At 71.7% G+C, this 19934-nt stretch carries 19 protein-coding genes; 9 read left to right on the plus strand and 10 right to left on the minus strand.

Annotated elements, in window-relative coordinates; all coding sequences use genetic code 11:
- Positions 1-24: 24 nt before the first annotated feature.
- Entirely contained in the window at positions 25-1401 is a 1377-nt protein-coding gene (locus tag MFF24_RS16385) for a hypothetical protein (RefSeq protein ID WP_238225643.1), read from the plus strand.
- 43 nt (positions 1402-1444) lie between these two features.
- Here the strand turns inward: MFF24_RS16385 and MFF24_RS16390 are convergent, their stop codons facing one another.
- The 6 genes from MFF24_RS16390 to zwf all read right to left on the minus strand — a co-directional run bounded on the left by MFF24_RS16390 (position 1445) and on the right by zwf (position 10800).
- Positions 1445-2608: a VWA domain-containing protein gene (locus MFF24_RS16390; protein WP_238225645.1), complete on the minus strand. Its 1164-nt coding sequence runs from the start codon at positions 2606-2608 to the stop codon at positions 1445-1447.
- The gene (locus MFF24_RS16395; RefSeq protein ID WP_238225647.1) at positions 2605-4932 is read right to left on the minus strand and encodes a DUF5682 family protein; all 2328 of its coding nucleotides are present in this window, start codon (positions 4930-4932) and stop codon (positions 2605-2607) included. Before MFF24_RS16395 ends, MFF24_RS16390 begins: the two co-directional genes overlap by 4 nt.
- Positions 4933-4940: 8 nt before the next feature.
- On the minus strand, positions 4941-6041 hold the full coding sequence (locus MFF24_RS16400) for an ATP-binding protein (RefSeq protein WP_238225649.1): 1101 nt from the start codon (positions 6039-6041) through the stop codon (positions 4941-4943).
- A complete protein-coding gene (locus tag MFF24_RS16405) occupies positions 6038-7621 on the minus strand; it encodes a DUF5691 domain-containing protein (RefSeq protein WP_238225652.1) in 1584 nt (527 codons plus the stop codon). The genes MFF24_RS16400 and MFF24_RS16405 overlap by 4 nt, the downstream gene beginning before the upstream one ends.
- Positions 7621-8994: an SWIM zinc finger family protein gene (locus MFF24_RS16410; RefSeq protein WP_238225654.1), complete on the minus strand. Its 1374-nt coding sequence runs from the start codon at positions 8992-8994 to the stop codon at positions 7621-7623. Before MFF24_RS16410 ends, MFF24_RS16405 begins: the two co-directional genes overlap by 1 nt.
- A 330-nt stretch (positions 8995-9324) precedes the next feature.
- Complete coding sequence (zwf, locus tag MFF24_RS16415) at positions 9325-10800, minus strand: glucose-6-phosphate dehydrogenase (RefSeq protein WP_238225656.1); 1476 nt, start codon at positions 10798-10800, stop codon at positions 9325-9327.
- 350 nt (positions 10801-11150) lie between these two features.
- On the opposite strand from zwf, the gene MFF24_RS16420 reads away from it, so the two are divergent.
- The 3 genes from MFF24_RS16420 (at position 11151) to MFF24_RS16430 (ending at position 12409) form a co-directional block, all read left to right on the plus strand.
- Positions 11151-11399 (plus strand): type II toxin-antitoxin system ParD family antitoxin, encoded by a 249-nt coding sequence (locus MFF24_RS16420; RefSeq protein ID WP_238225659.1) that lies wholly within the window; start codon positions 11151-11153, stop codon positions 11397-11399.
- The gene (locus tag MFF24_RS16425) at positions 11396-11686 is read left to right on the plus strand and encodes a type II toxin-antitoxin system RelE/ParE family toxin (RefSeq protein ID WP_238225661.1); all 291 of its coding nucleotides are present in this window, start codon (positions 11396-11398) and stop codon (positions 11684-11686) included. The genes MFF24_RS16420 and MFF24_RS16425 overlap by 4 nt, the downstream gene beginning before the upstream one ends.
- A gap of 81 nt (positions 11687-11767) precedes the next feature.
- On the plus strand, positions 11768-12409 hold the full coding sequence (locus tag MFF24_RS16430) for a uracil-DNA glycosylase family protein (protein WP_238225730.1): 642 nt from the start codon (positions 11768-11770) through the stop codon (positions 12407-12409).
- A 50-nt stretch (positions 12410-12459) separates the two neighbouring features.
- Here the strand turns inward: MFF24_RS16430 and MFF24_RS16435 are convergent, their stop codons facing one another.
- Positions 12460-14304: an FUSC family protein gene (locus MFF24_RS16435; protein ID WP_238225663.1), complete on the minus strand. Its 1845-nt coding sequence runs from the start codon at positions 14302-14304 to the stop codon at positions 12460-12462.
- A gap of 281 nt (positions 14305-14585) precedes the next feature.
- Between MFF24_RS16435 and pyrF the strand changes: the two genes are divergently transcribed.
- Positions 14586-15284 carry an orotidine-5'-phosphate decarboxylase gene (gene pyrF, locus MFF24_RS16440; protein ID WP_238225665.1) on the plus strand — a complete coding sequence of 233 codons (699 nt, stop codon included), beginning with the start codon at positions 14586-14588 and terminating at the stop codon, positions 15282-15284.
- Positions 15285-15286: 2 nt separating this feature from the next.
- Positions 15287-15631: a DUF1330 domain-containing protein gene (locus MFF24_RS16445; protein WP_108939504.1), complete on the plus strand. Its 345-nt coding sequence runs from the start codon at positions 15287-15289 to the stop codon at positions 15629-15631.
- Positions 15632-15770: 139 nt separating this feature from the next.
- Here the strand turns inward: MFF24_RS16445 and MFF24_RS16450 are convergent, their stop codons facing one another.
- Positions 15771-16397 carry a TetR/AcrR family transcriptional regulator gene (locus tag MFF24_RS16450; protein ID WP_108939505.1) on the minus strand — a complete coding sequence of 209 codons (627 nt, stop codon included), beginning with the start codon at positions 16395-16397 and terminating at the stop codon, positions 15771-15773.
- A gap of 236 nt (positions 16398-16633) precedes the next feature.
- Between MFF24_RS16450 and MFF24_RS16455 the strand changes: the two genes are divergently transcribed.
- Complete coding sequence (locus tag MFF24_RS16455) at positions 16634-17419, plus strand: SDR family NAD(P)-dependent oxidoreductase (RefSeq protein WP_238225667.1); 786 nt, start codon at positions 16634-16636, stop codon at positions 17417-17419.
- A gap of 159 nt (positions 17420-17578) precedes the next feature.
- Here MFF24_RS16455 and MFF24_RS16460 read toward each other — a convergent pair whose 3' ends face one another.
- Together MFF24_RS16460 and dut are read right to left on the minus strand one after the other, a co-directional pair.
- On the minus strand, positions 17579-17779 hold the full coding sequence (locus tag MFF24_RS16460; RefSeq protein WP_096484556.1) for a hypothetical protein: 201 nt from the start codon (positions 17777-17779) through the stop codon (positions 17579-17581).
- A 202-nt stretch (positions 17780-17981) separates the two neighbouring features.
- Positions 17982-18476 carry a dUTP diphosphatase gene (dut, locus tag MFF24_RS16465; RefSeq protein WP_238225670.1) on the minus strand — a complete coding sequence of 165 codons (495 nt, stop codon included), beginning with the start codon at positions 18474-18476 and terminating at the stop codon, positions 17982-17984.
- A 103-nt stretch (positions 18477-18579) separates the two neighbouring features.
- Between dut and MFF24_RS16470 the strand changes: the two genes are divergently transcribed.
- Both MFF24_RS16470 and MFF24_RS16475 read left to right on the plus strand, forming a co-directional pair.
- Positions 18580-19317, plus strand: coding sequence for a DUF429 domain-containing protein (locus tag MFF24_RS16470; protein ID WP_238225672.1), 738 nt, complete (start codon positions 18580-18582; stop codon positions 19315-19317).
- A 39-nt stretch (positions 19318-19356) separates the two neighbouring features.
- Positions 19357-19905, plus strand: coding sequence for an NUDIX hydrolase (locus MFF24_RS16475; protein WP_238225674.1), 549 nt, complete (start codon positions 19357-19359; stop codon positions 19903-19905).
- Positions 19906-19934: the final 29 nt, after the last annotated feature.

Consider the following 19934-nt stretch of genomic DNA (forward strand, 5'->3'; position numbering starts at 1 on the left):
GCGCTGCTCTGGGCGGGGGCGGCCGTGGCCGCCCCGGAGGCTCCGCCCGCTGCGGCGGGACCCGATCCGATCAGGATCCCCATCGGCGACGCGGTGCATGTGGTGCGCCTCGACGCGCTCCAGCGCTTCGGCGCGACCCCGCTGCCCGAGATCTGCGAGGGGCCGCCGGAGACGGAGACGATGCAGGCCTTCCTGCTCACCCTGATCTGCGACGCCGAGCAGGGGAAGACGACCGAGAACGGCAGCGGGGCGCCGAGACCGGGCGAGGCCGCCCTGATGCTCGCGGCGGAAAGGCTCGACGCGTTGAAGGATCGGCCTGCTGCAGAGCGCGAGACGCCGCTGCGGGCGGTGAACGGGCTGATCCTCGCCGGTCTGCGCCGCGGCGAAGGCGGGCTGCTCGAATCCCTGGCCAGCCGCTTCTCCGACCTCGGCGAAGAGGCCCGCGACGGCACTCCTTTCGCCATCGCCGGCGAACTCCTGCTGGCCCGGACCGCGTTCTGCGACGCGGCCGACGGGCATTGCCGCGCCGGGGCCGAGACCGCTTCGGCGGATGAGTTCGTGCAGGCCTGCCGCTGGCACAACGACGTCGATCAACTGCGGCGGGCCGGCGAGATAGCGGAGCGGGCCGAGCGCGGCGAGGGGCCGGAACCCCGCCAGCTCGACGAAAGAGGGCTGTTCAAGGCCCGCAACGCGGCCGGCGCCGCCTACAGCTACGCCGCGGCCTTCGCCGAACCGGCGGAGCGCCGGCCCTTTATGGAGCGATCGGTGGCGGCCTACGAGCGGGCGCTGCCGAGCGCGGAGGCGCAGGCGCCGTCCTTCGCCTCGGCACGGCTGTGGCACAATCTCGGCGCGGCCTATGTCGACCGCGCGGCGCTGACCAGGAACCTGAACGATTTCGAGCGTGGCGTTGCTCTCTACGAGCGGGCGATCCCGCTTTTCGATCCCCGGGACGACCGGCGGGCCCTGGCCCGCGCGCGCTCCAATATGGGCCGCGCCCGCAGCCGGATCGCGACGCGCACGCGCGACCTCGCGATCCACGACCGGGCGGTGGCCGACCAGCGCGCGGCGATCAAGGGCTACGAGGCGGCCTCCGAGACGTTCGACGCCGCCTTCGCCCGCTACCGGCTGGCGCAGGATCTTTTCGACCGGGCGAAGACCGCCGACGGTCTCGCCCGCGATCTCGCGGCGAGCCGGGCCGGCGACGCGGCGCTGCGGCGCGACGTGCTGATCCGGATCGCTGCGGAGAGTCGCGAGCAGGCGCTGGCCCGGATCGCGCAGGCCGTGCCGGTGCTCGAACGGGCGGGCGCGACGCAGTATCTCGAATGGGCGCGGGAGCTCGAAGCGGAGATCCGCGTCGCCGAGCCCAAGATTGAGCCCAAGATCGAGTCCAAGACGAGATGAGAGGCGGGCGGGCGGCGCCATCGCCATCTCAGCCGTCGCCATCTCAGCCTTCTTGGGCAGCCGGGACGGCGGCGATGCCGGCGCCCGCGGCCCAGGCGTTGAGATCCTGCTTGCGGATCGCCGCCGCCATCATGTCGGGGAAGAGGTCGGGCGTGCAGGCGAAGGCGGGCACGCCGAGCGCCGCGAGCCGTGCGGCGAGCCCCCGGTCGTAGGCCGGCGCGCCCTCGTCGGAGAGGGCGAGCAAGGCCACCACCTGCACGCCGGCTCCGACGAGGCGCTGCGCCTGGGCGAGCAGGCCGGCCTCGACCCCGCCCTCGTAGAGGTCTGAGATCAGCACCAGCACCGTGTCCTCGGGCCGGGTGATGCGCGAGGCGCAGTAGCCGACCGCCCGGTTGATGTCGGTGCCGCCGCCGAGTTGGACCGAGAACAGCACCTCGACCGGATCGTCCATGGCGTCGGAGAGATCGACCACCTCGGTGTCGAACACCACGAGCCGGGTCGAGACGGCCGGCAGCGAGGCCATCACCGCGCCGAAGATGCTCGAATAGACCACCGAGTTGGCCATCGAGCCGGATTGGTCGATGCACAGGATCACGTCTTTGAGCGATCCGCGGCTTTTTCGCCCGTGGCCGAGGCGGGTCTCGGGGATGATGGTGCGGTACTCCGCCTGATAATGGCGCAGATTCGCCCGGATGGTGCGGTTCCAGTCGATCTCGGCGTGGCGCGGGCGGCGGTTGATACTGGCGCGGTCGATCGCCCCGGTCACGGCCTGCCGCAGCGGCTCCTCCAGCCGCTTCATCAGGGCGTCCACCACCTTGCGCACCACGAGGCGGGCCGTCTCCTTGGTGCGCCCACCGAGCAGGCTGCGCATCGAGATCAGGGTCGAGACGAGGGACACGTCGGGCTGGACCGCCTCCAGCATTTCCGGCTCGGTCAGCATCCGCTTGAGGTCGAGCCGCTCGAAGGCATCGCGCTGCATCACCTGCACCACGGAAGCCGGGAAGTAGTCGCGGATGTCGCCGAGCCAGCGCGGGACGGACGGGGCGGAGGCCCCTAAGCCGCCCTTGCGGTCGGAATCGTAGAGGGCGCCCATCGCCCGGTCGAGGCGCCCGTCGCGCTCGCTCAGGGTGCAGCCGGTGCCCTCGGCCGCCCCGCCGCCGAGGACGAGGCGCCAGCGGCGCAGACGTTCCGCTTCGCTCATCCTCATGCGGCGTCTCCCGTGGTTTCGCCGGCGGATTTGGCGGGTTCGGGGCCGAGCAGCAGGCGCAGGATCGGCAGCACTTTTGCCGCCCGCGTGGCATCGAAGCCGTGAGACCCTTCCGCCTCGCCGGGAGCGGCTCCGCCCGGCCGGGCCAGCGCCTCGCCGATCGCCCGGCGCTCGGCCGGCGCCAGGGTCGCAAAGGTGCGGCGTACCAGCGGCAGCAACTCGGTGAACAGCGCCTCGTCGAGGCCGCAGAGCCATTCATCGACCACCGCGAGCAGTTCGCGCCCGTGGATCAGCACGGTGCCGCTGTCTTCCAGAAACCCCTCGATCCAGGCGGCGGCCGGGACGGCGCCCGAGGCCCGCGACAGGGCGAGGCGCAGGCGCTCGCCGGCCTCGGTGGCGGCGATGGCGCGGTCATCGAACAGCAGGCGCACGGCGCGGCCGACGACGCGGCCGTGAACGTGTTCCTGGTCGGCCAGCGCTCGCAGCGCCTCACGCCACACCGCCTTCAGCTCCGGCTCCTCGATCAGCGCGACCGCGCCGGAGACGGCGACGATGCGCGCCTTTGCGGCGGCCGCCGCGTCGTCGTCGAGGCTCTGGCAGGCGGCGACCAGCCCGGCGGCGGCGCGCGGCACGAGGCCCCGCACGACGGCGAGCACCGGTTCGGTGTCGGAGGAGCGCACGGAGCCGTAGCGGGCGAGTTCGGCGAGCGCGGGCAGCGCGTCCATCAGGTCGAACACGTCGGCCGAGACTGCGGCGCGGTCGTTGAGCGCGCGGATCACCTCCGCCGTGGCCTCGGCGAGGTCGGCGTCGAGCAGCGTGCCGATCAGGCCGGAGAGGTCGGCGACGCGGGTCGCCTCGCGGGCGCGAACCCGCACCCGGCCAGCGGCCGCCTCGGCGACCGTGCCGCCCTCGGCCGACGCCGCCACCAGCTCCACCACCCATTCCGGTTGCCAGGCGAGGAACCACGCCTCCTTGAAGGTGCCGCGCCCGCGCGCCTCGCGCCGCTCCCCCCACGGGATGCCGATCAGGGTGAGCCGGTTGAGGAAATGGCTGCGGGCGAGATCCGTTTCTTTCCGCAGATCGAGGGTGATCTCGCCGGCGGACGCGCCGGGCTTCAGGCGCAGACGCTTGCACTGCGCCTCGAAATCCGCCTCCACCGGTGTGCCGGGGCTGTCAGGCGGGGTAGCGCCGAGGCGCTCGCCGATGACGAGCTTGCGCCGGATCAGACCCATCGGCGCCGGGTCGGCGAAGCAGAGCGTGGCCTGCGCCGCCTCGTCGAGGTCGTCGAGGGAGGGCCGGGACCGGCCGCGAAAGCCCGCCAGCGCCTCGGCGAGCCGGGCTGCCTCAATCACCGAGGCCGGCGAGGCGTCGAGATCGTTTTCGCGCAGCAGCGCGGCGGCCCGCGCCAGCCAGCGGGCGGCGACGCGCCCCTCGTGGTGCCACAGGGTGTCGTACCATTCCGGTGAGAGCACCCCGGCGCGGTAGCCGGAGGCGAAGGCCAGCCTCTCGTAGGACCAGGGCGCCCAGGCGGCGGCGACCTTGGTCTTGGGCAGGTTCTTCAGAGTTGCGGTGTCGGCGCCGGCCTGGCCCTTGGCATCGTGGCGGGCGAGCGCCGGCACGTGCCACGCGCCGCAGATCACGGCGATGCGCTCGAATCCCTCCTTGGCCGCCTTCCGGATCGCGCTGCGCATATGCGCCTCGCGCGCCTCCTCGCGGAAGGCGTCGTCGGGGTCGGGCTCGGCACCCTCGCGGAGCGCTCCCATCGCCTCGCCGATCGCGGCGAACACGTCGCCGTCGGCGCCCGCGCGGCTCTCGACCAGCGCGTCCCACCAGCGCTCGCCGTCCGGGTAACCGGCGAGCGTGGCGAGTTCGCCGAGCGGATCGCGCCGGATCGCGGCTCTCGCCGGATCGGGCCCGTGCTCGGACGGCGCTTCGGCCGCCTCGGAAACCGGCTCCCCATCGATCGGCGCGGCCTCGGGTGTGGCGTCCGGCACGCCGAAACCGTCGGCGAGCTGGTTCGCGTGCGGCAGGTCGATGAAGCGCACATTCGCGCCGGCCGCGATGCCATGGTGCATCGCCACCCATTCCGGCGAGAACGCCGCGAAAGGGAAGAAGGCGCAGTCGCGGGGCCGGTCGGGCCGATAGACGAGGAGCGCGACGGGGGGCGCCATGCCCTCCCGCGCGGCAAGCGGGATCAGCGCGTCGGCGTCCGGCGGACCCTCGATCAGCAGGCAGTCAGGGGTGAAGGCTTCGAGCGCCGCCCGGAGTGAGCGGGCCGAGCCGGGGCCGTGGTGGCGGATGCCGAAGAGACGGATGTCGGACATCGTTCGGGTCACGCGCTCGCGCGGGCGGCCTTGTAGAAGTCCTTCCAGTCTGCGCGCTCCTTGACCACCGTCTCGAGGTATTCGCGCCAGACGATGGCGTCCTGCACCGGGTCCTTCACCACGGCGCCACTGATCCCCGAGACGAGGTCGTGCGCCGAGAGGCGGCCGTCGCCGAAATGCGCCGCGAGCGCCAGCCCGCTGCCGACGACGCTGATCGCCTCCGCCGTCGAGAGCGTGCCGGAGGGCTGCTTCACCTTGCTCTTGCCATCCGCCGTCACCCCCTCGCGCAATTCGCGAAAAATCGTGACGACGCGGCGGATCTGGTCGGCGCCCGGCGGCTCGGCGGGGATCTCGAAGGCGCGGCCGAGCGAGGCGACGCGGGTCTCGACGATGGCGATCTCGGCCTCGATCGTGGCGGGCGGGGGCAGCACCACGGTGTTGAAGCGGCGCTTCAAGGCGCTCGACAATTCGTTGACGCCGCGATCCCGGTTGTTGGCCGTGGCGATGAGGTTGAAGCCCTTCTGCGCCGCCACCTCCTCGTTCAGCTCGGGGATCGGCAGGGTCTTTTCCGAGAAGACGGTGATGAAGCTGTCCTGCGTCTCGGAGGGGATGCGGGTCAGCTCCTCGACGCGGGCGATGCGGCCCTCGTTCATCGCCCGCATGATCGGCGAGGCCACCACCGCCTCGCGGCTCGGGCCCTTGGCGAGCAGCAGCGCGTAGTTCCAGCCGTAGCGGATCGCCTCCTCGCTGGTGCCGGCGGTGCCCTGGACGATAAGGCGCGAGGTGCCGCAGATCGCCGCCGCCAGATGCTCGCTGACCCAGCTCTTGGCGGTGCCCGGCACGCCGAGCAGGAGCAGCGCCCGGTCGGTGGCGAGTGTGGCCACCGCGACCTCCATCAGGCGCCGGTCGCCGATATACTTCGGGCTGACCTCGAAGCCGGAGGCGAGTCGGCCGCCGAGCAGGTAGGTGACGACGGCCTGCGGCGACATCTGCCAGTTCGGCGGGCGCGGCCGGTCGTCGGATTCGCGCAGCGCCGCGATCTCCTCGGCGAAGGCATCCTCGGCGGCTTGGCGCAGCTGCGCGGTCTTGACGGCGTGGGTCGATGTCATCCTTGGGCCGTTCCCCCTGTGGTGGTCTCCGGTCGGAAATCGCGCCGGATCGCGGCGCGCAGTTCCAGCACGCCGGTCAATCCCGTGAGCTGCGTGCGCAGGCGATCCGCATCCTCCTCCGGCAGCCGCGCCAGGATGGCGGCGGCGGAAGCAGCACTGTCGTCGCTCGGCCAGAGCCGGTCGCCGAGACGCGCGATCACCCAGGGCTTGGCCAGATCACGCCGCAGGGCATCCGAGCCCCGGGTGACGAAGGCGAGCCAGTCGAGCAGGGTGGCGCTGAAGCTTTCCGAGAAATGCTCGGGGCCCTGGGCCAGCACCGCCAGCACCACCTCGATCTTGCGGGCGCGGATCAGCGCGCCGACGCGGGCCTCCCACGCGGCGTCGGGCAGGAGGTCGAGCGCCTCCGCCCACATCCCGAGCACCTCGTTGGTGCGGCGGACGCCGGTGACCTTGCCCTCGTAGGCCTCGGCAGTGATGTCGGCCATCGCCTCCGCCCAGGCCGGGTCGAGGGTGCGCTTGGCCGCCGAGAACAGCCCGTGGAAGACCGGGTCGGCCCACTCGCTGCGGAGTGCCAGTTCGATCCAGAGCCGCGGCGGATGCGCGGCGAAGGCGTGCAGCGGGGCGCGTGCCAGGATCGCCCGCAGCAGGCCGGCACGGGCGCCGCCGCCGCGCCGCTCCCATTGGTTCGCTTCGATGCCGTCGCGGGCCAGTTCCGGGCTCTCCTCCGGCAGGGTGACGACGAGGCTGTGCGTGGTGCCGCCCAGCAGCTTGCGCTTGCTCTCGACGCTCAGTGCGGCGCGGGCGCGCGCTGCCATGCGCTCGGCATAGCGCGAGTCGGGAAGCCTCGGCAGCAGGTGCTGCGCGGCCAGCCGCACCCCGTTGGCGCGGTCATCGAGACAGGCCTCGAGGAAGGGCTCGTCGGCCTGCGACAGGCCGGTCGCCAGGGCGTGGACCAGGGCCTCGCGCGCGTCGGCTTTCTCCTTCCGGAAGACCGGCTCCAGGGCGGCGCGCGCGCCTTCCGGATCGCGGACGCGGAGGGCGGTGAAGGCGGCGCGGCGCTCGGCCACCGTGCCCTCGGTCCAATCCGACGCGTCCGCGGTCTCCGCTCCTTGGTCCGGTGCCTCGCCGCAGGCGCGGGCGAGCCAGTCGAGTTCGGCGCCGATGACGGCGGGGGCGGTCGTCGGCAGGCTGTCGCGCTGCTGCATCAGCACCTGGAACAGCCAAGCGGGCGGGCGCGAGCCCGCGGCGGCGGCGAGTTCGAACCATTCCTCGACGCGGCTGCGCGCGCTGTATCCCTCGGTGAGGAGGCCGTAGAGCCGCGTGGCGGCCGCGGGCGGACATTCGGGCCCGAAGGCCTCGCGCGGTTCGATCGGCGCCAGCGCCTCCGGCCCGAGTTCCGTGCCGGCGAGATGGTGGACGCCCTCCGCCGCGAGCCGCGCCAGCAGGGCGGCGCCGGGATCGCTCTCCGCGACGAGTGCGGTCAGCAGACCGGGCGCGGGCGGCGGGGCGCGCTCGGCCCCGAGAAGCGCGGCGGCGAGCGTCGGCTCCCAGCCATCGGTGACGCGATCGGCAGCGTCCATCAGGCCACCTGCAGCAGGACCGGCTGCGCACCCTGCGCCGGCATCGCGTAGAGGCGGCCTTGCGCGACGAGGGCGAGCGGATGGAGGCCATAGCCGTCGTAGAGGCCGAACAGATCGACCGGTCGGCCCGCCGCCACCGCGAGCAGGCTCGGCAGGCGCGGGTCGGCCCCGAGCGCGAGGCTGCCGGTCTCGTCGCCTGCCGCGAAGGCAACCTTGCCGCCGGCTGCGGTGGCGAGGCGCCCGAGCCGGACATTGGCGAGCCGCACCGGCCAGCGCTCCAGCCAGGGCGCGCGAGCCAGCACCTCTGCGAAGGTATCCCGCGCCGCCGCGACGCTGGCTGCGCTGGGTAGCACGGCTTGCGCCGCCGGGCCGGCACGGCCCTCGCGGAAGACGGCGCGCAGCGGCGGATCGCCGGGCTGGAAGGCGAGGCTCCCGCAAAAATCCTGGCCGGCGGCGGGGGCCGGCGGCAGGGGCGAACCGGCCGTGCCGTAATCGATCACCTGGGCCAGGGCGCCGCTGGTGCGGCCGACGAGCCAGACCGAGCGGGCGGTGAGCCGATCCTCCTCCTCGACCGCGTGGGCCAGCACCGCCCAGGTGTCGGCTTGGTCCGGGCGAGCCGCCATCTCCTCGGCGGTGACGGGGTAGCCGAGCGCGGCGCGCACCCCCGCCGCCTGCTCGGGCGCCAGGGCGTCGAGGCGACGCGCGGCGCGCAGCAGCAGGGCGAGCCGGCCGAGGCCGAGCCCGAGCGCCGCCTCCGGCCGGGGGGCACCGGCTCGAGGTGCCGCCGCGATCAGCCCCGGCAGGACCCGCACCCGGCGGGCGAGGCCCGGCGCCTGCCCGTCCACGAGGCGGCCGGCCATGCGGTCCCAGAAGGCGTAGGGCTCGGAGCGCGCGGCGCCGAGCCCGCGCCGCATCAGGTCGCGCAGCCAGAGATCGAGCTCGTCGAGCGACGCCGCGACCCGGTCCTCGCGAGCCTGCCGGCGCTTGGCCTGCGCCCGCTCATCGACCGGCTTGGCGGGGTCTTTCGCCCGGGTCTCGGCCGCGGCGGCGCGGGTCTCGCGCCCCTTCATCCAGGCGGCGGCCCAGTCCGGCGGCTCGGCCTCCGCGATGGTCGAGATGGCATCGACCAGCATCAGGCCGAGCGCATGCTTGCAGGGAAATTTTCGGCTCGGGCAGGTGCATTTCGAGGCGGGGCCGGCGAGATCCGCCACCGTGCGGTAGGGGCTCGCTCCGCTGCCCTTGATCTCGCCCCAGATCACCGTGCCCGCCCGGCCGAGGCCGGCCCATTTCTGCGGTTTCGCCTGATCCTGCCCGGCCTTGCGGCTCGATGCGTCGGGGGCGAGATCGAGGATCTGGGCAGTCGTCAGGCTCATGCAGCGGGCGGTGTGGTGTCCGTCAATCGAATCGGATGATCAGGCTCAGTCTAGACAAATCGGACCGACGGGCAAGTTTGATGCGGAATTCTCTCCTGTTCGAGCAAGCCGGCAAACGTCTCGCCGACGAATGATTCGCGACTAATCTAAGAATTATTCTAGAATATCCGCGGATAGGTCGTCGGCGATCGCATCGGTGACGGCGCAGCCGGCAGAGCTGAGCTGCTCACCGCGATCGGGCGTCTCCCGGACATCGGGCGTTCCTCTTCGAACACGACGGTACGGCAGGCGCTTTGCGAGCACCCTGACCCTTTGGATCGTGGTCGGCGTTCAGCCCTGCTCGTCGGTGTTGCGCCATTCCCGCTCGAAGGGCAGGCGCCAGGCCTGCGGCGCCACGAGCTGGTGGATCGATTTCGGGCCCCAGGAGCCCGGCGCGTAGAGCCGCACCGGCGGGGGCGCCTCGAGCAGCGGCGTCGAGACCTCCCACAGCCGCTCGATGCCCTCGGCCGTGGTGAAGAGCGTGTGGTCGCCGCGCATGGCGTCGAGGATCAGCCGCTCGTAGGCCTCCAGCACCTCGCCCATCAGGCCGGTGTCCTTCATGTTGAACTGAAGCGAGAGCTTGTCGAGCCGCATCCCCGGCCCCGGCCGCTTGCCGTAGAACGAGAGCGACATCTTCGAGGCGTCGGCGAGATCGAAGGTGAGGTGGTCGGGTCCCTGTGCGCCCACACCCGAATTGACCGGGAACATGCTTTTGGGCGGTTCGCGGAAGGCAATCGAGATGATGCGCTGCCCCTCCGCCATCCGCTTGCCGGTGCGCAGGAAGAACGGCACCCCCGCCCAGCGCCAATTGTCGATGCGGCACTTGAGGGCGATGAAGGTCTCGGTGTCCGATTGCGGATCGACGCCGGGCTCGTCGCGGTAGCCGGCGTATTGCCCGCGCACCACCTCGCGCGGGTCGAGCGGGAGCATGGAGCGGAACACCTTGTTCTTTTCCTCCGAGATCGGGCCCGGTTCGAGCGAGGTCGGCGGCTCCATCGCCATGAAACCGAGGATCTGGAACAGGTGGGTCACCACCATGTCGCGGTAGGCGCCGGTCGCCTCGTAGAAGGCGGCGCGAGTGCCGAGCCCGAGCGTCTCCGGCACGTCGATCTGCACGTGGTCGATGAAGGTGCGGTTCCAGATCGGCTCGAACAGGCCGTTGGCGAAACGGAAGGCCAGGATGTTCTGCGCCGGCTCCTTGCCGAGGAAGTGGTCGATGCGGAAGATCTGGTCCTCGGAGAAGACTTCGTGCAGCCGCTCGTTGAGCGCCACCGCGCTCTCCAGATCGGTGCCGAACGGCTTCTCCATGACGATGCGCGAGCCGGCCGCCAGATCCGCCTCGGCGAGCAGACGCACCACGGTGAGCGCGGCCGCCGGCGGCACGCTGAGATAGTGCAGGCGCTGGCTCTCCTGCCCGAGGCTCGCCTCGGCCCGCCCCACCGCCTCGGCGAGCGCCGCGGCGCCGGCCGAGAGCGGCACGTAGTCGAGCCGCTCGGCGAAAGCCGCCCATTCCCCGTCCCTGGCCTGTCGGGTGAAGAACCGGTCGATCGCCTTGTGGGCGCGTTCGCGGAACGCCTCGACGCCGATGTCATCGAGCGACACGCCGACGATCCGCAGGTCGGGGATGAAGCCGGCGCTGAACAGGTGGTACAGGCCGGGCAGCAATTTCCGCTGGGCGAGATCGCCGGTGGCGCCGACGAGGACGACGACCTGCGGATGTTTCGGGCCGACGCCCGCCCCCAACCGTGACGCGCGTGAACCTGCCAAGCGGGCCTCCCTCAGCGCGCCGGATGCGCGCGGTAGGTGAGGTAGGGCCTGCGCGATTCGTGCCAAGCTTGTGCGGGCAATCCTGCAATCGATGGAGGCAGGGCCGCCCCGGAGCAACAGCGACCGCATCCTGCTCGTGGCAGCGCCCCGCCGGCCACGCGGCATCGCACGGTCCTTTCGCCGGGCCGCCTCGTGCCGGCCAAGACCCGTCTGTTCGTGGAGGCGGTCGCCCACGGTATCCGTGCGGGCTGGGCGCGGTGACGCATCGCGCGCCGCAACTCGGCCCCGTTGGCCCGCCGAGATTGCAAAATACCAAAATCGGGTACACGTTGCCGCTCGGAGGGCGCTTCATGCCGCGAAACACGTCCGTCTCACTCGGCGAGCACTTCGCGCAGTTCATCGACCGTCAGGTCGAGGGGGGACGTTACGGGTCTGCAAGCGAAGTGGTTCGCGCAGGCCTTCGCCTGCTCGAAGAGCGAGAGGCCGCCGTCGAGAGGCTGCGGGCCGCGCTGATCGAGGGTGAGGAGAGCGGTCCGCCGGAGCCCTTCGATCCCGAGGTCTTCCTCCGGGAAAAGCGTGCAGGCGCGGCCCGAGGGTGAGCGTCCGCCTCTCGCCGAGGGCGCGTGCGGATCTCGGCCGGATCTGGGACGACTCGGCCGAACGCTGGGGTGCGGATCAGGCCGATCGCTACATCCGCCTTCTGGCCGGAAGCTTCGCTCGACTGGCTGAGGGGTCGGTCCAAGGCCGGACGGCCGACGAGATTCGCAAAGGCTATCTCCGCCTCTCCGTGGGGTCGCACATTCTGTTCTACCGCATGGGCGCCGATGGCGGCGTCGAGGTCATCCGCATCCTTCATCAGCGGATGGATTTCAAACGCCATCTCTGAGGAAGCCGGGCGATTGTGCCGACGGGCTTCGGGCGCGGTGACGCATCGCGTGCCCGGCCGACCCGCCCCATCTTCCAGGCGATGTCCGTCGTCTCCGAAAAAACCTTCGACGCCACCGTCGCCCGCCTGCGCGCCTGCCGGCTCTGCCGCGACGCGCCGCTCTCCGGCGCACCCCTGCCGCACGAGCCGCGCCCCGTGGTGCAGGGCTCGGCCACCGCGCGGCTGCTGATCGCGAGCCAAGCGCCGGGCAACCGGGCGCATCGCAGCGGCATCCCGTTCAGCGATCCGTCGGGCCGGCGCCTGCGGGCGTGGCTCGGGCTCGACGAGGCGGCCTTCTACGATCCCGCGCGGGTGGCGATCCTGCCGATGGGTGCCTGCTTCCCCGGCCTCGACGCCAAGGGTGGCGACCGGCCGCCGCGTCGCGAATGCGCGCCAACTTGGCGGGCCGACCTCCTCGCCGGTCTGCCGCAGCTCGATCTGATCCTGGTGATCGGCCAGTATGCGCAAGCCTGGCACCTCGGGCCGCGACCCGGCGGCCTCACCGAAACGGTCGCCGGCTGGCGCGCCATCCTCGCGGCGTCCGCCCGGCCGCGGGTGCTGCCCCTGCCGCATCCCTCCTGGCGCAACAACGGCTGGCTCCGGACGAACCCATGGTTCGAGGCCGAGCTTCTGCCGGTGCTGCGCGCCGAGGTGGTACGGGTGATGGCGGATACGCTGGCGTGAGGCGGCTCGCTCGCCGCTCGCGTGAACGGCGAGCCGCGGCAGGGCATCCGTCAGGCACCCGTCCTTGCTGAGGACGTGGATGGGGCGGGGTCGTCGGTCTCGGGAGAATCGGAAGCGGCCCTTCGGTCGTACCAGAGGGCGGCGGCCTCGCCGGCTAGCCGGCGCGCGGCCATGAGGTCGGCGATGTCGGCCTCCGTCGGCGCTGCCCCGAGAATCCGGTCGGGGGCATAGAAGGCGATCTCGGCCTCGGTGCTGGCGATCCCGGCGGCACGGCGGGTCGTCGCGATCAGCGCCGGGTCCCCCGATAGGACGGCGTCGAGATAGGCCCGGTTCGCCGTGAGCGCCGCACCGGCGAGCGCTGCCGTGGAGGCCGGCCGTTCGGGCCAGACGAGAACCGTCGCCGTGATCGCCGCGAAACTCCCGAGGATGTTGTCGAGCATGCGCGCCGACGCGATCCCGTGGCCGGGATTCAGCACGCCCATGGTCAGGACGAACAGCAGGGTGAGGAAGACGACGAACAGCGTGTAGTTCACCGAACGCACCGCGATCGTGGCGGCCGTCGCGGCCACGATGATGCCGATGAGCAGCGGGGACGAGGACACGAGTGTCAGCAGCATCTGCGCCAGGATGCCGCCGACCACGGAGCCGACCATGCGCTCGATGGCCCGGCTCCAGCTGATCCGCCGCACCGGGGACAGGACCACGACCACGGCCATGGCAGCCCAGTACGGATAGCCGAGTGCGAACCAATGGGCGACGAGCGTGACGATGCCCACGCCGGTTCCGCTGCGGATCGCGGCCTGGAGGATGCGGCGGCTCGCATCGGCCGAGGCCTGTTCGCGGGCGAGCGCAGCCTCGGGTGAACGGTCGTTCGGGACGGCCAACGCCGCCGCCATGGCCCGCATGGCTGCAGCCGCGGCGCCGCGCCGCCCGGCGACGCGCTGCCTCAGCGCCTCCGCCTGGCGCGCGACCTCGGCGGCTTCGGTGGCCTCGGACCCCCGGCTCGTCAGGGTGCCGCCGCTCGCGCGCAGCAGCGGCGGTATCGCCTCCAGCATGGCCTTCGTCTCCCGATCGAGCCGCGGATGCAGGTGCTCCAGCGCCAGGAGCGCGTGGAAGACTTCGTCTGCGGCGAGCAGCGCCTTGCGCAGCCTGACCGCGCCGACCGCGTCGTCCCCCTGGATCCGGGCCAAGCGCAGGTGAGCGCGTTCGAGGGCGCCGCGAACGGCTCTGCGGTGCTGGGTCTGCCCGATATGCGGCTTGTCCGCGCGCCGATGCACGAGATCCGAGGCCATGTCGTGGAGCCGTGCATAGACGGCCGTGACGGCCTGGCGCGTCGGCAGCCAGCGATCGGTCCGCCAGACCAGGATCCCGATCACGAACGCCCAGGCGCTGCCGCACAGGAACGCGCCGGCCAGCACGGCGGCCTCGACGGCCGGTCTCGGATAGCCGACCGCCACGACCGCCACGACACCGAGCAACGTGGCCACGAGGGACGAGGCGTTCCACCGGATCGGCAGGAGCGCGGTCATGACGACGAGGACAGGTCCCGCGGCGAGGGCCGCCTCCGGACTCAACCCGGCCAGCCACGAGGCCACGAAGGTCGTGAGCGTGCCGAGCAGCACGAAACCCGCCAGCAGCGCGCGCCGGGTCCGCTCGGGGCCCCCGGTGTCGGCGAGACATGTCCAGAAGGCCGCGAAGATGATCCAGCCGAACCCTCGTTCCCCCGTGGCGGCGATCAGCACGAGAGGAACGGCGATGATGAATGCCGCGCGCGCGCCTTCGGCCGGATCGAAGTATTCCGGCATCAGCCCGACGGCCCGGAGCTCCAGCCAACGCGCGAACCGTCGCAGCCGCGTGATGACATCGACGCCTCGACGCCCTTCGTTCGCGAACATCACTCGCCATTCGTTCGAGCGCGTCCGCCCCGGCTGCAGCCGGGAGCAGACCAGCGCCGGGGCGGGGGAGCACCCGACGGCCCGCCGTCTCTGCCGCGGCGGCGGGCGCGGAATCAACGGTTCCCGCGACAATCCGGATCGACTGTCTCGCCCCCGTCGGACGATCGACCGGCCGACATCGCCCTCGCCGCGTCGCCGCCATTCCGTCATTGACAGGCAGCCCCCGCAGGGGGATCGCTGCCGCGCCCAAGCCACCGACGCGTGTCACCGACGAGAGCCCGATGCCGGAGAGTGCCGACCCCCGCGACCGCCTGATCGTCGCCCTCGACCTGCCCGACGTGGCGGCGGCCGAGCGGCTGGTCGCGCGCATCGGCGACGCCGCGACCTTCTACAAGATCGGCTATCGGCTGGCTTACGCGGGCGGGCTCGATTTCGCCGCGCGGCTGGCGCGCGCGGGCAAGAAGACCTTCCTCGATCTCAAGCTCCACGACATCGGCAACACCGTCGAGGAGGGGGTGCGCTCGGCCTCCGCGCTCGGCGCGACCTTCCTGACGGTGCATGCCTATCCGCAGACCATGCGCGCGGCCGTGCGCGGTCGGACGTCGGGGCTGAAGATCCTCGCGGTCACCGTGCTGACCTCCTACGACGATGCGGATGCGGCGGAGGCCGGCTACGCGCTCCCCGTCGCCGAACTCGTCGCGCGCCGCGCCGAGCAGGCGGCCGAGATCGGCATCGACGGCATTGTCTGCTCGGCGGCCGAGGCGGGGGCGGTGCGCGAGCGGATCGGCCCGTCGCGGCTGATCGTGACGCCCGGCATCCGGCCCGCGGGCGCGGAGGCCGGCGACCAGAAGCGGGTGATGACACCGGGGCAGGCGCGGGCGGCGGGCATCGACCACGTGGTCGTCGGACGCCCGATCACCGGGGCCGACGACCCCCGCGCGGTCGCGCAGAGAATCGTTGCCGAGATGGAGGACGCTTAGACATGACCAAGGGCTACTGGATCGTGCGGGTCGATGTGAGCGACGCGGAGGCCTACAAGGCCTACGCGGCGGCCAACGGCGCCGCCTTCGCCCGCTTCGGCGGCCGCTTCCTCGTGCGCGGCGGCGCCTTCGAGGCGGTGGCGGGACAGGCGCGGGCGCGCAACGTCATCGTCGAGTTTCCGAGCTACGACGACGCGCTGGCCTGCTGGAACTCCGACCTCTACCAATCGGCCCGCGCCCTGCAGAAGGGCGGCGCCGAGGCCGACATCCTGGTGATCGAGGGCTATGACGGCCCGCAGCCCGTCGTCTCCGAGCCGGCCCCGACGCCGGGCACCGCCTCTGAATAAGCGTGCCTCGTGAAACTCCCGGACACCGGCCGTTCTCGCTTTGACGAGGACAGCGCAGCGGGCGTTTCGTGAGACATACGAAGCGGGTCTCGAGAAGCGGGTCTCGACGAGGTTCCTGCAGCTCTCCCGGCCGGCCGCCTCAGCGGCCCGCCGCCCGCAGGGCGCCGAGCAGGAAGGCGATCATCACCGGCAGCGGCGGCTCGATCGTGTTGGGCTGCCGGCCGACCAGCATCGGATGGCAGTAGCGGGTGACCCCGGCCTGAAGGCAGGCTGCCGCGCTCTTCGGGTCGGCGACGGTGAAGGCACCCTCGCGCATCCCGTCGGCCACCACCCGCGCGAGCACGGCGCCGATGCGGTCGACATGGGCCTGGCACACCCCCCAGCTCTCGCTCATCGCCGCCTCGACCATCTCGTGGACGCGCGGATGCGCCTCGAAGCGGCGGCGGCAATCGTCGTGGAGCGCGGTGATGATCCGGCTGAGCCGCTCCGGCGCATCGAGGTTCGGCGCGTCGGCGATCGTGGCGATCATTGCCTCGATCTCGCCGGTCAGTTGCTCGACCACCGCCTCGTTGATCGCCTTCTTCGACTCGAAGAACCGGTAGACGTTGGCCGGGCTCATCTTCAGCGTCCGGGCGATGTCGGCGACCGTGGTCTTCTGATAGCCGATCTCCTGGAACGAGCGGGCCGCCGTCTCCACGATCCGCTCGCGCGTCGTCGGGGTGGCATCTTCGACAGGAGGAAGGATCTGGGCCGTGGCGGCGGACATTGTTGTTCGTACCTAAGCTTCGACACCGGCCGCGTCAAAGCGGATTGATGCGAACGGTTGGCTTCACAAAGCACCAGAGGGGCAGGCTGTTCCAACGCCTCCGCTTGCGTCCCGGAACCGGGTCGCTCCGGCCGTGATTGCCCTGGAATCACCGCTTCCGAAAGCGCGTGCCGGCCATGCACGGTGCATCGTCGCAACCATCGGAGAGCGGCAGTTTTCCGCGGATGGAACGTCTCATGAAGCTCGAAGGCAAGCGGGCCCTGATCACCGGCGCCGATTCCGGGATCGGCCGGGCGACGGCGATCCTGTTCGCGCAGGAAGGCGCGGATGTCGCGATCACCTACAACACCGATGCGGCGGGCATCGCCGAGACCGCATCCCATGTTGAGGCCGCCGGCCGAAGGGCGCTCGTCATCCGGAACGATGTCGGCGATCCGGCCTCGGTCGCCGCGACCTTCGACACGGCCGCACGCGATCTCGGAACGCTCGACATCCTGGTCAACAATGCCGGGCAGGCGATGGGCGGTATGGAGGTCGCCGAGATGGACGACGCGGTGCTGGAGCGCATCCTGCGCGTCAACCTGATGGGGCCGCTGTTCTGCGCCCGCGCCTTCATCCGCATGCGCCGCGCGGCGGCCGGGAACGGCAAGCCCGCCGGCGGCAAGATCGTGATCGTCTCCTCGGTCGCCCAGCACCTGCCGACCCCGGGCAGTGCACCCTACGGCATGTCGAAGGCAGGCGTCGGCTCGCTCTGCCGCAGCCTGTCCCGGGAGCTCGCCGAGGACCGGATCAACGTCAACGCCATCGCCCCCGGCCTGATCGAGACGCCGATGACCGCCGACCGCTTCGAGCACACGGAGACGCTCGAACAATCGCTCGACCGGATCCCGTGGCACCGCGCCGGGCAGCCGGACGAAATCGCCCGCGCCGCGCTCTACTTGGCTTGTGCGGATTCGGATTACGTGACGGGGCACACCCTCGTGGTCGATGGCGGATTGACGATGCAATGGGGCGGCGCCTGAGAGGCGGCGCGCTCGTCATGTCGGAGAGGATGGCGTGTGGCCCTTGCGGCGTTCATTTCTTCGCAAGGTCACGGCACTGGCATTGGAAGCCGGGCCGCGCCAGCCTGCCGGCTTGCCCAGGCATCGTCGTGACGCCCGAGCACCGTGTGCCGGACTCGACTACGAGCCGAACTGCGAGCCGAGCTGTTCCAGATACTCCGCGAGATCGAGGCCGCCGACGCGCCGGCCGTACTCGAAGCGCATGCCGCGCCGGATATCGACCTGGGTCGAGCGGGTGTTGAGCGTGAAGGGTCGGACGCAGACCCAGGCACCGTCGGTCCGGTGCTCGAAGAAGCCGAGGATGTCGTGAGGGGCGGCCATGGTTCATCTCGCGGGTGGATGCGGAGAACCAACGGAAGCGGCGCAGAAGAGTTCAATCGTCCTGCGGCCCTTTCTCTCGATTTTCGCTCGGCGAAGCTTGTCTTGATATCGCTCGAGGCTTCGAATGGCCAAGATTACTCTTCGGCAGACTTGTACTTCGGGGCTTAGCTAGGCCGTATTCGGGGTCCGAGCAGGTCCTGTCTCAGCGCCGACCGGTCGAGCCGAAGCCGCCCTGCCCGCGTCCGGACGGTGGCCCATCCGGCTCCGCCGCGCCCTCGCGGATCTCGAAGTCCGGCCGCAGGACGCGGGTGAAGACGAGCTGCGCGATGCGCTCGCCCGGCTCGATGAGGATCGCCGCCCGGCCGCCGGACGGGTTGCGGTTCCAGGCGGAGATCATCAGCGGCCCCTCGTAATCGGCGTCGATCACGCCCGTGCCGTTGCCGAGCACCAGCCCTTCCCGGTGCCCCAGGCCGGAGCGGGCAAAGACCAGCCCGCACCAGTCGGGATCGCCGATCCGCACCGACACGCCGGCCGGGATCAGCGCCGGCGGCGCCTGCGGTTCGAGGAGCAGCGGCGCGTCGAGGCAGGCATGCAGATCGAGCCCCGCGGCCGCCGCGCTGCCCCAGCGGGGGAAGCCCCATCCGGTCAACCGCGGATCGAGGAGGTGGAGGCCGACCTTCGGGAGGGAATCTGGCAAAGGGGTCTTCTCGACGTCTGGATGAGCGTGCGGGACGAGCTTTCCGCGAACCGGGCGGTCAGGGCAATCCTGGGCGGGGACGGATCAGGGGAGAGACGAGCGGATGGCGCGCTGGGTGGCGGGGCTGGACGGGTGCCGCGGGGCCTGGGCAGGTGCCCTGATCGATCTCGACGATCCGGCGCGCTGGCGCTGCGCCCGTTTCCCGCGGGTGATCGATCTGCTCGACGGGCCGGAGGCGCCGGTCTGCGCCGGCATCGATGTGCCGATCGGCCTGCCCGACCGGGTAAGCGGTGGCGGGCGCTCAGCCGATCGGGCGGCGCGGGCGTTCCTCGGGGCGGGGCGTTCCAGCGTCTTCCCGGTGCCACCCCGCGCGGCGGTCTATGCCCCGAGCTACGATGCGGCCAAGGCGCTGTCGCGGGCCGCATCCGAGCCGCCCTTCGCGCCCTCGATCCAGTGCTGGAACATCCTGCGCTACGTCCGCGAGGTCGATGACTTGCTCCGCGCGCAGCCGGATCTCGCGACGCGCCTGCACGAGGTGCATCCGGAGGTCGCCTTCTTCCGCCTCAACGGTGACAGGCGTCTCGCCGCGGGCAAGAAGGGCCCGGCCCGCCTCGAAGGGCTTTCCGCGCGCCGGACCTTGCTGATCGCCGCCGGGCTTCCCGAGGCGCTGGTCCGATCGCCACCGCCGACAGGCGTGGGGGCCGACGACCATCTCGACGCCATGGCGGCTCTCGTCGTCGCCCGCGACATCTTTGCGGGCCGCGCCGAACCGCTTCCCAACGCGATCGAGCGCGACAGCTATGGTCTGCCGATCGTGATCTGGGCGCCCGCAGCCCCGTGACCGCCCCGATCCGGCCCTGTGCCGTGAGGAGTTGAGCCCGTGACCGACCGCCCCGACGCGGACCTGCCCACAGATCTGCCCGCAGACTTGCCGACACGCGATATCGCCCGCGCCCTGGTCTTCGACCCGGCGAACCGCCTGCTCCTGATCGAGTACGAGGCCGTTCGTCCCATCGACCCGGCCAGGCCCGAGGCCCGCGGCTTCTGGTTCATGCCCGGCGGCGGACTGGAGCCGGGCGAGAGCCACGAAGCCGCGTGCCGGCGCGAACTCTCGGAGGAGATCGGCGTCACGGAGGTGGAACTCGGGCCCTGCGTCGCCGTCTGCGACGGGCCGTTCCACCTGTTCCGCAAGCCGCGCTGGGCCCGCGAGCGCTACTTCGTGGTCCGGCTCGCGAGCGACGCCGTCGATACGAGTCGGCTGGCCGAGACCGAGGACAACCCCGTGCGCGGCACCCGCTGGTGGCCGCTCGCCGAACTCGCGGCCTCGGCCGAGCGCATCGAGCCCGCCGGACTGGCCGAATTGGCGCAACGAATCGCCTCCGGCGACGTTCCGGACCAGCCCGTCCGCCTCGACTGGCAGAACGCCTGACCCTCTCACGCGAGAGGCCCGCCACCATC

The sequence above is a fragment of the Methylorubrum aminovorans genome (assembly GCF_022179725.1).
Taxonomy (GTDB): domain Bacteria; phylum Pseudomonadota; class Alphaproteobacteria; order Rhizobiales; family Beijerinckiaceae; genus Methylobacterium; species Methylobacterium aminovorans.